At 49.7% G+C, this 13,102-nt stretch carries 10 protein-coding genes; 7 read left to right on the top strand and 3 right to left on the bottom strand.

Annotated features, from left to right (window positions below):
- The first annotated feature begins 21 nt into the window (after positions 1 to 21).
- The 6 genes from NYE29_RS00910 to NYE29_RS00885 all read left to right on the top strand — a co-directional run bounded on the left by NYE29_RS00910 (position 22) and on the right by NYE29_RS00885 (position 8,062).
- Entirely contained in the window at positions 22 to 2,241 is a 2,220-nt protein-coding gene (locus NYE29_RS00910; RefSeq protein ID WP_038599062.1) for a methyl-accepting chemotaxis protein, read from the top strand.
- A gap of 249 nt (positions 2,242 to 2,490) precedes the next feature.
- A complete protein-coding gene (locus tag NYE29_RS00905) occupies positions 2,491 to 4,374 on the top strand; it encodes a sensor histidine kinase (protein WP_340893893.1) in 1,884 nt (627 codons plus the stop codon).
- A gap of 16 nt (positions 4,375 to 4,390) precedes the next feature.
- Positions 4,391 to 5,698, top strand: coding sequence for an ABC transporter substrate-binding protein (locus NYE29_RS00900; protein ID WP_081965748.1), 1,308 nt, complete (start codon positions 4,391 to 4,393; stop codon positions 5,696 to 5,698).
- A 45-nt stretch (positions 5,699 to 5,743) separates the two neighbouring features.
- On the top strand, positions 5,744 to 6,808 hold the full coding sequence (locus NYE29_RS00895) for a LacI family DNA-binding transcriptional regulator (protein WP_038588122.1): 1,065 nt from the start codon (positions 5,744 to 5,746) through the stop codon (positions 6,806 to 6,808).
- Between the two features lie 99 nt (positions 6,809 to 6,907).
- The gene (locus tag NYE29_RS00890; protein ID WP_340893887.1) at positions 6,908 to 7,237 is read left to right on the top strand and encodes a hypothetical protein; all 330 of its coding nucleotides are present in this window, start codon (positions 6,908 to 6,910) and stop codon (positions 7,235 to 7,237) included.
- Between the two features lie 84 nt (positions 7,238 to 7,321).
- Positions 7,322 to 8,062 (top strand): class I SAM-dependent methyltransferase, encoded by a 741-nt coding sequence (locus tag NYE29_RS00885; protein ID WP_340899573.1) that lies wholly within the window; start codon positions 7,322 to 7,324, stop codon positions 8,060 to 8,062.
- 481 nt (positions 8,063 to 8,543) lie between these two features.
- Here NYE29_RS00885 and NYE29_RS00880 read toward each other — a convergent pair whose 3' ends face one another.
- Genes NYE29_RS00880 through NYE29_RS00870 form a run of 3 tightly spaced genes read right to left on the bottom strand, consistent with a single transcriptional unit; the run spans position 8,544 to position 11,902 of the window.
- Complete coding sequence (locus tag NYE29_RS00880; RefSeq protein ID WP_340893886.1) at positions 8,544 to 9,716, bottom strand: glycoside hydrolase family 130 protein; 1,173 nt, start codon at positions 9,714 to 9,716, stop codon at positions 8,544 to 8,546.
- A complete protein-coding gene (locus tag NYE29_RS00875; RefSeq protein ID WP_340893884.1) occupies positions 9,716 to 10,930 on the bottom strand; it encodes an AGE family epimerase/isomerase in 1,215 nt (404 codons plus the stop codon). Before NYE29_RS00875 ends, NYE29_RS00880 begins: the two co-directional genes overlap by 1 nt.
- A 21-nt stretch (positions 10,931 to 10,951) precedes the next feature.
- Positions 10,952 to 11,902, bottom strand: coding sequence for a glycoside hydrolase family 113 (locus tag NYE29_RS00870; protein WP_340893883.1), 951 nt, complete (start codon positions 11,900 to 11,902; stop codon positions 10,952 to 10,954).
- A 276-nt stretch (positions 11,903 to 12,178) separates the two neighbouring features.
- Here NYE29_RS00870 and NYE29_RS00865 point away from each other — a divergent pair, with 276 nt between their 5' ends.
- Positions 12,179 to 12,952: a response regulator transcription factor gene (locus tag NYE29_RS00865; RefSeq protein ID WP_076111392.1), complete on the top strand. Its 774-nt coding sequence runs from the start codon at positions 12,179 to 12,181 to the stop codon at positions 12,950 to 12,952.
- Positions 12,953 to 13,102 lie beyond the last annotated feature (150 nt).

Below are 13,102 nucleotides of genomic sequence, written 5' to 3'. Positions count from 1 at the left end.
GAACAGCAGAAAGGGAGAAGGATGAGAGTGGGGAAGAACAAGAAGAAACCGGTGACAGTACAAAAAGCAGAGACAAACCGCACAAGTGAAACACAGACAGCAAGCAAAAGTAAGGTCAAGAAAGTGCGCGACAAGGTAACCCTTAAGGGGGTACTACATACTTCGGTGCGTCAGGTGAAAAGGGTCAACCCGCTGAAATCAGTTGGTGTCAAGCTGTTTTTGATTTTCTTGTCTTCAATTGTTATTGTGGTACTGCTCTTGGGACTGTTGTCCTATAACAAGGCCAAGAATACGATTAAAGATAATGTATCAGAAGCTAACCGGCAGACCATTATCCAGACCTCTGATAAGCTTGATATTCTTATCAAACAGTATGAGAATCTGGCACTGCAACTGTATTTTGATTCGAAAATGCAAAGTGATTTGACGGATTTGGCTTCCGCAAGTTCCAATTATGATAAATTTGTAGCTACCGATTCAATAAGCAAGAAGCTATCCAGCCAGACGACAACGGATTCGAACATTGTAGCTATTTCACTGATTCCGCAGTCAGCGGACTATAGTGTAATTACAAGCGGCAACTCCGGACTGAAAATGGATGGAATAAGAGATCAGGATTGGTATAAGACGGTTGTAGGCCGTACTCAGGAATATGAATATTATTACTCCAAGGAAACCAAAGCATCCCAGAACTACTGGTTCTCGACGGCCATTGAAGGTGATAAAGGGAAAAATATCGCGATGGTAAGATCCCTCAAAAACATGGGTTCCAATTCAGGCTATGTAATCATGCTTGAACTGAAAAACACACTGCTGGAGGAAGCCTTCAAAACGGTTTCCCTCGGAGACGGCTCACGGATTCAGCTTGTGGACCCGGATGGTATAGTAGTCGCTTCTAATGTACCTGCTGATGATGGGGTGGCTTCAGAGCTAGCCTTCATCAAGGAGAGCAAGAGCAACAACGCAAGTCAGGAAGCCAGTGATGCCGACGGCAAGGATGTGCTGGCAGTGTATAATCCCTTGACCAAGGCTGACTGGAAGCTGACCGGAGTGGTGCCTACCGGCGAGCTGGTGAAGGCAGCACGTCCGATTCTGTTCACGACTTATCTGGCGGCGCTTGCCGCAGCCGCGCTCGCGGTAGTGCTAGGGTTCTGGATGGTCCAGATGATCGCCAAACCGCTGGCACGCCTGAAGGATCTTATGGTTGAAGGTTCAAAAGGTGACCTGAGCGTGCGTACCGAATACGTATCTAAGGATGAGATCGGCGAACTGTCGGCCTCCTTCAATACAATGATGGAACGGATTACAGAACTGGTTGCACAGACAACGGACACAGCCCGTGAAGTGCTGGATACTGCTGGTGAGCTTGGTGAAGCTTCCCGCAAGACTGCCATTTCCGCGAAGGAAATTGCCGCTGCTACGGAAGAGATCGCCGGTGGTGCAGGAAGTTTGGCTTTGGAAGCTGAACGCGGCAATGAACTGACGGATCTGATCGCTACGCAGATGCAGAGCGTTATCGCTGCCAATGCCGAGATGGATGAGGCGGCCCGTGGTGTCGGTGAAGCCAGCGGACACGGAGCGAAGCAACTGGAAGAGCTGCTGAAGCAGACAGGCCGTACCGGAGAGATGACAACCGCACTGGTGGATCGTGTCAACGATTTGAAAGAAACGGTATTCTCTGTAATCAAAGTGCTTGATGTGATGAAGAACATTACACAGCAGACAAACATTCTCTCATTGAATGCAACCATTGAAGCAGCAAGAGCGGGCGAAGCAGGCCGCGGATTTATGGTCGTGGCTGGGGAAGTCCGGCAGCTGGCGGATCAATCCAAGCAGTCCATTGCCCTTGTAGCCGGGATTACCGATAAAATCATGGCTGAAATGAACGAGACAGTAACTGTGCTGTCCGAAGTTGCACCGCTCTTCAAGCAGCAGATGAGTTCGGTGAAGAGCACAAGCGATATCTTCGTATCGGTTAAGGGACAGATGGAGGATTTCATTACAAGCCTCGAATCAGTGACCGGAGCCATTGGAAGCCTCAATCATTCCCAAGGTGTCCTGTCGGATGCCATGGGCAACGTAAGTGCGGTAGCGCAACAATCCTCGGCCACTTCGGAAGAGGTAGCCTCACTCAGCAGCGAGCAGCAGAACGTGAGCGATCACCTCGTTTCGCTGTCAGGCAAGCTGGAGAGCGTTTCAACTCAGCTGAAGGATAAGCTGGCGCTGTTTACCATCAAATAAATCATTAGAGTTACGCAGGTTTTTGAGCCGATAAGGCCGTTTCTTCCATAGGAAGAAGCGGCCTTATTCCGCTTTAACAGGTTTCAATGCTTTGGTAAAGGGCTATGGAACCAATCTTCGAAGTTAACTTGGAACTTTGCGTGCTATCTTCTTGTACAACCACACACTAACACGTATAATGATTTTGTTAGGCAAATTGTTATGAATATAAGAAAAGTTAGGTAAACGCCATTGAAGGAGAAGGGCCGTATGAAGGGTAAACGCAAATACAACTGGTGGTCCTTTATCGGGGATATGAGCATGGAACGCAAGCTACTCCTTGTCTTTCTGATTATCATTACACTCCCGCTTTCTTTTATCAGTGTAATCAGCTTCAAGAGCTACTCCAAGTCCATTGAGTATAATACCATCGCTTATTCAGAAAAGCTGATTGATCAAATGATGGACGGAATTGATGACTACATAGAGGATATGAAACGAATCTCATCCATGCCCGCTTATGTAAACGATATCAAGCAGAACCTGCTGCGCTCGAACCGTTATTATGAGCAGAAGCAGGGCATGACGGGCGAGACGGACAGTTCGTCGATTGCACCCGGTGATTTTGATCTTTTGCTGTCTATACAGCGGGGGATCGAAGGAAATATATCCTTCATCAACAATATCAAACGGGGCACGAATTCCGTGTATATTTTTGACGGCTATGGCAACGGTTATTATTCGGCCAAAGACGGAGGCGTCCGGTTGGATCTGAAGCAAAGCTACAAGTTCTGGAGCGAGCAGGCCAAGTATTCCAGCGGGGAAGCACTGCTTTTCGGCACTCAGGCATACACAAGCAATCTGCAAAGCACCCGTTATGCGTTCACGGTTGTCCGTAAAATTGTCGACGGCCTGTGGAATCCAATCGGACTGATCGCGGTGGATGCCAATATCAGCAACATGGAAAATCAAGTTGCCGAACTGGATAAGGTTACGCACGGCAAGTCATTAATTGTGGATGAGAACGGAAAAGTTGTGTATGACAGCGATCAGAAGCTGCTGACGACGGATATTTCACACACGTTGCTGTACCGCAAGGCGCAGGGCAGCGCCGGGAGCTTCTACGATACGGTGTCCGGCAGGGATAGGCTGAATATATATTCAAGCTCCTCCAAGACCAATTGGAAGGTGATTATCTCCATTCCGGTCGATGAGTTGACCCGCGATGTGAAGCTGACCCGCAATGTGACCTTTGCTGCAACGCTGATTATCATTGTGCTGGCGCTGATTATTTCGATTATTTTATCCTTTGCTTTGACCAAACCGTTGACTCAATTGATTCAGCTAATGAAAAAAGTGCAGAACGGCGATCTTGATGTCACCTTCCGAGTCAAACGCCGGGATGAAATTGGCTTGCTGGGTCACCAGTTCAACCGGATGCTTGCCCGGATCAGGCAGCTGATCGAGGATATCTACCGGATTGAAGAGCAGAAGAAGGAGGCGGAGCTGCAGGCGCTGCAGAGCCAGATCAATCCTCACTTCATCTATAACACACTGGAGTCTATCCGCATGACTGCAGAGCTTAATGACGATGTGGAAGCCGCCGATATGATCTCCATACTGGGCAAGCTGCTGCGTTACAGCACGAGTGAATTAACCGGCAAAACGACGATGGAGCAGGAACTGCTATATGTGCGCAACTATGTAGAGCTGCTGGGCAGCCGTTATCCCGGACGTTTCCTGCTTGAGATCGATGTCCCGGAGGAGCTTAACGAATACTCCATCATTAAGCTGGTCTTCCAGCCGATCATAGAGAATGCTGCTTATCACGGATTGGATGACAGCAAGCCGCAGATGCATCTCAGCATTAAATGTGAGATTACGGAGCATAAGCTGCTGTTTCATATCAGCGATGACGGCTGCGGTATGGATCAGGACACGCTGGACAAGCTCAATGACAGTCTGAAACGCGAGACACCTCGAAAGAAAAGCATCAATGGAGGAATCGGTATGAAAAATGTGCACCAGCGTGTACAGCTGCATTATGGTGCGGGTTACGGCATTGAAGTGTTCAGTGAGGCCGGGAAAGGGACGGATGTAATCTTATCCCTGCCACTGCTGGAGCCAAGCGAACGGACAAATGGCGAGAGCTAAGAGAGGGGGGAACACCTTGAAGAGGATTAAAATGCATTGGCCTGTGCAAACGGTGCTGCTGGTTCTGCTGCTGCTGTCAGCGGGTTGCGAGAATCGCAGCAACAGCAAGGAGCCTGCTGCATCAGCTGCCGTAAACGGGGGCGCATCCAGTTTATCAGGCACGATTGTCATGCTGACGAATCGAATCGATCTGATTGAGAATGGAACCTTCAAAGGGTATGCCGACCAGTTTAAAAAGAAGTATCCGGAAGCTAATGTGGAATTCGAAGGCTTGTCCAATTATGCGAGCGACATTCTCGTCCGATTATCGACCAAGGACGCCGGGGATGTTCTGCTGCTGCCCGTTAATTTGCCGGCGAAAGAGCTTGAGCTTTTTTTTGAGCCGCTGGATAATGAAATGTCCGCCCAGGAAAGATTCACCACATTCGCTACTTACGGTGGCAAGAGGTACGGATTATCTACAGGTACGACAACCAGTGGAATCGTCTATAACAAGCGGGCTTTCGAGCAGGCGGGCATTACGCAAATTCCGCAGACCCTTGAACAATTCTACGCAGCCTGCGCCAAGCTGAAGGCGGCGGGAATTACCCCCGTCTACTTAAATTACGGAGCCGTCTGGCCGCTGCGGGAATGGGGAAATAATATGGTCAATTTTATGACCGGTGATCCCGAATACATGAACAACATGGTTCATGAGGACAGCCCGTGGCAGATTGATAATGCATGGGGGCAATCTCTGTCCATTGCCAGAACGATAATTGACAGGGGTTATGTGGAGGACGAGCTGTTCTCAAACAATTGGGAGATTTCCAAGACCAAGCTGGCGAAAGGGGAGGTCGGCATGTATCTGCTCGGAAACTGGACGATCCGCCAGGTGCTGGATGCCGGTGCTTCTGAAGGGGATATCGGATTCTTCCCGTTTCCGTATGACAATAGCAGTGAACATTATGCTCCGCTCAATCCGGACTGGTTCATTGGAGTCAGCAAATTCAGCAAGCATAAGGAGCTTTCCATGGCCTGGGTAGAGTATTTTGTAAAAGAGACCTCTTACACGGCTGACTGGGGCTTCCTGCCTCCTGAGGGAGCTGCAGAGCCTTCTATGGAGCCATTCCGCGAGTTTCTCTCCTACAATCCCCGGTTGGTTGAGGCTACGGTGCAAAGTGATGCCTTCATAGAGATGGCGAACCGGGCGAAGTTGTCGTTCTGGTCAGGAGATTATATTCAGGAGCTGCTTGCCGCGCCGGATTTACAGCAGTCTTTTGACATGTTGAATGAGAAGTGGAAGGAAGCGCGTCAGGGGCAGCAGGCTTCTCCACAGCCATAAACGGGAATTGTTTTATAAATCAAGATTATTTTGGAGGGTTTTCATATGGCTAAAAAGGTTACCATGCAGAAAATTGCCGATCATCTCGGTGTATCCAAGTTTGTCGTCTCCAAATCGCTTTCAGGCAAGGGCGGCGTCAACGAAACAACCAGAGAGCGGGTAATCCAGGCTGCTTCACAGCTTGGCTATTTCACACAGAAGAATGCATACGTGCAAAATATAAAACGTTCCTCCCAGGGTTCAGGGAGCGACCGGAATAAGCAGTCGGTGCTGGTGCTGATGCCCAATATCCGTTCACAGACTCAGGATTCCCTCTATTGGGGCAAAATTGTTGACGGTATCGCACTTGCACTGGATCAGGAAGGCCTCGGAATGGTGATTGTTTCCGAGCACCGTGCAGATAATTTCGTCAATATTTTGAACCCGAACGGTCTTCTCGGCCTGCTTGGGGTAGGACAGATTTCTACCTCGCTGCTGCTGGAGGTGCACCGTATCGGACTGCCGATGGTGCTGATTGATCATGAAGATCCGCTAATTCCGAGTGATACAGTATTCGCCAACAATACTGATTCCATGAACCGGCTGAGCAACCACCTGATGGCAACTGGGCATAAGCTGCTGCATTTTATCGGTAATATCCGCTACTCGCGCAGCTTCCGCGACCGCTGGATCGGCTTCCGCAGCGCCCTGGAAGAGAGTGAGCTGAAGCCCCCTGCCGGTGATGACGAGATGCTTCAGCTGGAAGGCATGGATGACGCAATCATTCAAGAGCAGTTCAACCAATGGATGGCGAAGCGGAAAAAAGCCAAAACCATGCCGACAGCGCTAGTCTGCGCCAATGATTTCATCGCGCTCACAGTCAGCGAGGCGCTGAAGGAAGAAGGTTTCTCCATACCGGGCGACATCTCGGTCACGGGATTTGACAACATCGAGGATGCAACAAGAGGCGTTCCGCCGCTTACTACCGTGCATGTACCCAAGGAGGCAATGGGCCGGGCGGCAGTGGAGAAGCTGCTGAACCGCATTCATAATCCGTCAGCACCGCTGGAGAAAATTCTGATCGCTGCCGATATCGTCCACCGGGATTCAGCGGCCGGACCGCAGAGCTAAGGGGAAGGAGCGACAGCGGCCGGAAGTCCAAACATTCTCTGCAGTCACGGCCAATCCCATACTAGAAGAATTATAAGTTTATATAGTGGAGGAGTTCTAGTGAGTTATAATGTACATCTTACCCGGGCTGAACATTGGACCGAAAGTATGAATAATCCGATATCCCTCGAAGAGGCAAAGTCCTGCTTTGACCAGAGAGATGATTTTGAGTATACTAATATGCTCTCCTTGAAAGGCCCATTCGGAACAATGAGCCTTGAAGGGGATTTCTTTTATTGGTCCGTCGAAGATTTCAGTGTGCCGTTCAGCTATAAGGAAGGCAAAATTACCGTACACAGAGCGGATGAGTTTGTCATTGACAAAATGATTGAAATCTCTGCTGCGTTGGGAGCAAAAGTACAAGGGGATGACGGCGAACTCTATAGCTGATTTGCTGCTGTACTTTACGATGAAGACAGGAGGAGATGGAATGAACCAGAGTTAGCAGATCCGACAGAACACCCGGATTGGAGACTGCCGCATTCGTTTGAATGGTATGCCGGACTGGGAGGGGCAACGGGGAAATATACGTACCCCTGGAATTCCACGATCACGGGGCCCGATGCGGAGGCGATGTTTGCCGAGGAGGTTGCAGGGCTGGTTCCAGGGAAAAGAGTGCTCGATATCGGCTGCGGCCACGGGGATTTTACGATTCGCTGGAGTCCTGTGGTGAAGCAAATTGTCGGGCTGGACGTCACTGCTGATTTTATTGAAACGGCCAGCAGCACAGCCCTTTCCAATGTTTCTTTTGTTACGGCCAATACCAAGCACAAGCTTCCCTTCGAAGACGGACAATTTGATTGTGCTTACAACCGTAAAGGCCCGACCTCCGCATACTCCGATCTTACGAGAATCCTCACTAAAGGCGGGAGGCTGCTTGCTCTCCATCCCGGCGACCGTTTGTCGCCAGAGCTGTCCTTGCTCTTTCCCGGGCTGTTCGCACCTCAGCCGGAAGGAACTCCGGTACTGGACAAGATCAATCAACGGCTCGAGGCAAGCGGATTTACAAGCGCTGAAATCGAGATTGTTACGAGTGTGCAGTATTTTCATGAGCCGTTGGATATTGTGCGGTTGCGCTGTTTTGGCCAGACACCTGCGGTTCATGAAATGGTGTTGCAATGTATGCCTGAGATCAGCCGGATCTTCAATCAGCACCAGTCATCCCAAGGGTTACAGGCAACCTTGGATAATTACATTGTTCGCGCAGCGGTGTAAGTTGGTACTAAGTCCGCTCAAATCTCAAAAAACAGGAAAAAATGCAAGTTTAGTTTCTCTTTTTGCGCTGTTCCGCCACCTGTATAATTTGGCCTGAGACCAAGAGAGGTTATTGGGGCAATTTAGAAGGCATCATCAGCACCTGTGGCTTTAATTGCATTCCCTGCAACTATTCAAGGCATAAGCAGATTATTTCTAGAAATAATTGCATTTCATGCAGTTAAAAATAATGAATTCACCCATTCAAGCCGAAATATCCCAACATAAATGTACAGTATGCAACTATACTCGCGGTGGCAGTGGAATTTACGTTTTTAAGTGTACGAAGTACAATTAAGTCGCATTGAGAGTGGTGAATTCGGCCGAAAGGTCATACGGTCATTCCGCTTGCCGGTTCTTACCTCAGCCCATATAAATATAAAAAAAGAGTCCGCCAGGAGATCAACCTGGCGGACTCTTTTTACGTAGGAAGTGTAGGTAATTATAGCTGTAAGTTACGGTCGATCAGTGCGATGCGCTGTTGTACGCAGGCATAGGAACGAAGCGGATCTTCCGGTGTATTCAGCACATAGTCGAGCATTTGGTCAACTGTAGTGGTAGCTACATGAATGCGGGTGTCGGAGGATGCGTAGTAAATATAGATTTCTCCGTTATCGCGGGCAATTACACCGTTACAGAACACAACGTTGGATACATCGCCGACACGTTCTTCACCGTCTGGAGCGATGAAATGGCCGCCTGGAGCATGGGTAACTTTGTTCGGCTCATTCAGATCCGACAGGAAAGCATAAAGCACATACCGTAGTCCTGCTGCTGTATTGCGCACGCCATGGGCGATGTGCAGCCAGCCGCGCGGAGTTTTGATTGGAGCCGGGCCTTGGCCGTTTTTCACTTCCTTGATGGTGTGATAATAGCGCTGATCCATAATGGACTCGCTGGTAATTACGGAGTTTTCGATTGTATCGGACAATCCCCAGCCGATGCCGCCGCCGGAACCGGCGTCGATGAAGCCATCCTGCGGACGGGTGTAGAAGGCATATTTGCCATCCACAAATTCAGGATGCAGCACGACATTGCGCTGCTGGGCGGAACCGGTCTTCAGGTCAGCCAGACGTTCCCAGGTCTTCAGATCCTTGGTACGGGTGATTCCGCACTGGGCTACAGCACTGGAGAGGTCGCCGTGCGGTGCATCCGGATCTTTACGCTCGGTGCAGAACAAGCCATAGATCCAGCCATCTGCATGTTTAACCAGACGCATGTCGTAGACATTGATATCCGGGTCTTCTGTTTCAGGCAACACTACCGGATGGTCCCAGAAGCGGAAGCCGTCTACACCGCTGTCGCTTTCGGCTACGGCGAAGAAGGATTTGCGGTCATTGCCCTCAACGCGGGCTACGATATAGAACTTGCCATCCAATTCAATGGCGCCCGGGTTGAAGATGCCGTTAACGCCGATTCTTTCAGCAAAATAAGGATTGGTTGCCGGATTATAATCATAACGCCAGATCAGCGGGGCATGCTCCGCGGTGAGCAGCGGATATTGATAACGGTCATAAGTCCCGTTGCCGTAAGGCACCTTCTCATTTTTGCGTCCGATCAGGGCTTCATAACGTGCCGTTAATTGCTCTTTGCGTTCTTCGAATAAAGTTGTCATTAGATATTCTCCTTTATAGTTGATTTAAGACGTTCGATCATCTCGAAGCAGGCTCTGCTGTTATGATAAGGACATTTCCAGGCACTGACTTTCGGCTCATGCGCGAGCGGCTGCAGCTTCTCGTCAACACCCCAGTACCATTCGCCATACTTGCGGTCCACTAAATAGCTGTCAATAAAGTTCCAGGCACCTTCGGCAGCATTCAGGAACCGCTGATTCCCTGTCAGCTGATAGGCATTATAGAAGCCGACAACAGCTTCAGCCTGCGGCCACCAGTCCTTATCCTTGCTCAGCAGCCCGCTGCCGTCGGCCTCATTCCAGATGCCCCCGTCGCTGGCGATACCTTCTTCAAGCGCAGCTTCCGCCATACTCAGGGCAACTGTGCGCACGCGCTGGAGCAGCTTCTCTTCACCAAGCACCTCTGCGGCTTCCACCAGCAGCCAGCTGCCTTCGATATCATGGCCGTAGGAGACGAGCTCAGATTTCACATGCCACTCCTCATCCAGGAACAGGTGGAAATGCTTGCCTTCCGCGTCAATGATATGATCAAGCATCGTTTCGATCAGCCCGGCCAGCTTAACCTTCAGCTCCTCGGATTTCCATACACGGTACAGGCCGGTATAACCCTCCAGCACATGCAGATGCGTATTCATCGACTTCTTCTCATTCATATCCTTGGCGCTTAGCGACAGATCATCCGTTACATGCCATTCACGCGACAGTGCTTCGATATATCCTTTATAAAGCGGATCATAACCGTGCTTTTCCAAGAGACGGAACAGCTCAACCGCTTGTTCCAAGGCTTGCGAATTTCCCGTAGCATGATGGAACTCGGCTAGCGCGTAGATGGCAAAAGCCTGGCCGTATACTTGCTTTTTCGGCTGGGAAGGTGCACCTAAAGCATCTACCATCCAGTAAAATCCACCGTATTCCTTATCTGTGAAATGCTCCAGCAGGTAGCTGTAGGCACGTTCAGCCATGGGCAGGTATTCAGCTTTGCGGTACATGCGGTAAGCACTCGCAAACGTCCAGAGAATCCGTGCATTAAGCACAAGGCTTTTCTCTGCGCCTTCGACAACATTCAACTGGTTATCAATTTCGCCAACAAAGCCGCCGTGTTGTTCATCCAGCGTGTGTTCCATCCAGAAGCCGAGAATATTGTCCTGCAACTCCGCTTCCAGCTTCTTTAGCCAATCTTCGGGTGAGTTCTTCATTTTTCTGGTCCACTCCCATCGTTAGTTATTGATTTTGGAGCCATAATACGCTTTGATGACACCTGCTGCCGACTTCCCGTACATGCAGTAATCATCATTGTCTGCCGCCTCTTCAAGCGGGTAGAGGTGTGCAGGCCAATCCCATAACATAAAGCCCCGTACCCATTCACGGCTTTCGCAGCTGCCGAACATCGCCTGGTAGAACCGGCGTTGCTCTTCTTCGCTGGGTTCACCTTGTAACGTCCAGTCATTGGGGATAGCGGCGCTCCCGGTACGGCTGGGACAACCGGCTTCCATAAAGAAGAACGGTTTGTTGTGTGACTTCACCACCGCTTCAATCCGGTCAAGCTGGGCCTCCCAGTCCTGTTCCGGATAATATCCGCTGGAGGAGATCACATCGAGGTCATCCCACCAGGTCACGTTATCCTCCTGGTATTTGTCGCAATTGTAGGTAATGATCCCGTGGTAGACCTTGCGTACCTCAGCGATCAGGGCCCGCCATTCGGCTTCGCGCCGGTCGGTCTGAACCAGCTCACAGCCGATGCAGAACATTTCGCAACCGCTTTCTTCAGCGATCGCAGCATAATGCAGGATAAAGTCAGTATAAGAGCGGAACCACTCCGACCATTTGGGCTCGCAGGGAACATCCTTGTCGAAAAAGTTAATATGAGCGCGCCAAGTGCCGTCTGCACAATTGACAATCGGCTTTAGGCAGACCTTTAAAGTGAGCTCTTTGGCCTTGCGGATCGCCCGGACTACTTCTTCGTCGGTGACTGTCGGCTTCTCCCAGTACGGAATTTCCGTGGATTGCGGAGTGGTCTGAATGGCGCTGAAGGCAATTGCGGTCCAGTTCGCACCCGTAACCGATTTCATAAGCCCCATCGAAGCTTCGGCTGCTTCAGTAGTCCAGGTTCCGCGTCTGCCCATAAAGCCCCAGGTGACACCTCCGACATATTCATTAAGCAGTGACATTTGGAAACCTCGCTTTACTTGGAAGAATAGATAAAATAATGCTAACAAATAATAACTTTTCGTCATCTTGTTATTATAATATTGTTATTTATTAATAACAACAATACAATTTAGTTATATACCTTTTTGTGTTTGATTTCAAGGGGGAATTAATTAAAGTAAACTGAAGACTATAAAAGAGCAACACAACACATTTTCTAACCGGCTAATGAGGCATATAATTGAAATGGTAGCGCAATCATTCGTAACGGATTTACAATTGGAGGCGGTTTCGAATTGATTAAGGTCATGATTGCGGACGATGAGGAAGTAATACGACGCGGGCTGGAGAAGATTACTTCCCGCATGGACTTGGAAGTGGAGGTCATTGGCTCATACGGCAATGGACAGGAAGCTTGGGGGCATCTTTCCAAGCTGGCCCCTGAGGATATTGATCTCCTGATTACGGACATCAAGATGCCGAGGATGGACGGCTTCAAGCTGATAGAAGAGGCCAGGGGCCATATGAAAAATTTATCCATCGCTGTGCTGAGCGGATTTAGCGAGTTTGATTATGCCCGGCGGGCCATGCGTCACGGCGTACTGGATTATCTGCTTAAGCCGATAGAGAAGGCTCAATTGTACGAGCTGCTGAAGCGGGTGGAGGAGAACAAGGAACTGAAGATTGCCGTACCTGAACAGGAGAATCCTCCGGCTCAGGCTGCCGAGGGTGGAGAGCATTATGTGGTTGAACAGACCAAAAGCATTCTGGAGAAGGAATATGGCCAAAATTTTGAGCTGGAGCGTCTGGCAGAGACCGTTGGTATGAACGCAAGTTATATCAGCCGCCTGTTTAAGTTCAAGACCGGCCAGACGATAACGGATTATCTTATCGGTATTCGTATCGCGAAAGCCAAGGAGCTGCTGATTGGACAGCCTGATCTCAAAAACTATGAAATTGCCGAAAGGGTCGGTTACAGCGATCCTGTATATTTTAACAAGCTGTTCAAGAAAATGTGCGGAATGACACCAAAGGATTACAAAAGCGGATGCAGGACTCCGAAAAGCTAGCATCCGGCACAAAGTAATCTGCTCTTTAATAGGAAATGATTCGTGAAAAGGGGGGCGAAAGCCCTCCTTTTCAGGTTGTTATGGCTTTAGCCAGTTGAGTACGCGAAGCGTGCGAAACAAAAAACCACCTGCTATGCGGGTGGTGTAGTG

It is taken from the genome of Paenibacillus sp. FSL M7-1046 (assembly GCF_038007405.1).
Classification (GTDB): Bacteria; Bacillota; Bacilli; order Paenibacillales; family Paenibacillaceae; genus Paenibacillus_AQ.
This window is presented reverse-complemented; position numbering and strand designations above follow the sequence as displayed.

Coding starts and splice junctions, on each gene's coding strand:
- NYE29_RS00910 (WP_038599062.1), top strand. CDS start 22: ATGAGAGTGGGGAAGAACAAGAAGAAACCGGTGACAGTACAAAAAGCA.
- NYE29_RS00895 (WP_038588122.1), top strand. CDS start 5,744: ATGGCTAAAAAGGTTACCATGCAGAAAATTGCCGATCATCTCGGTGTA.
- NYE29_RS00870 (WP_340893883.1), bottom strand. CDS start 11,902: ATGTCACTGCTTAATGAATATGTCGGAGGTGTCACCTGGGGCTTTATG.
- NYE29_RS00880 (WP_340893886.1), bottom strand. CDS start 9,716: ATGACAACTTTATTCGAAGAACGCAAAGAGCAATTAACGGCACGTTAT.
- NYE29_RS00905 (WP_340893893.1), top strand. CDS start 2,491: ATGAAGGGTAAACGCAAATACAACTGGTGGTCCTTTATCGGGGATATG.
- NYE29_RS00875 (WP_340893884.1), bottom strand. CDS start 10,930: ATGAAGAACTCACCCGAAGATTGGCTAAAGAAGCTGGAAGCGGAGTTG.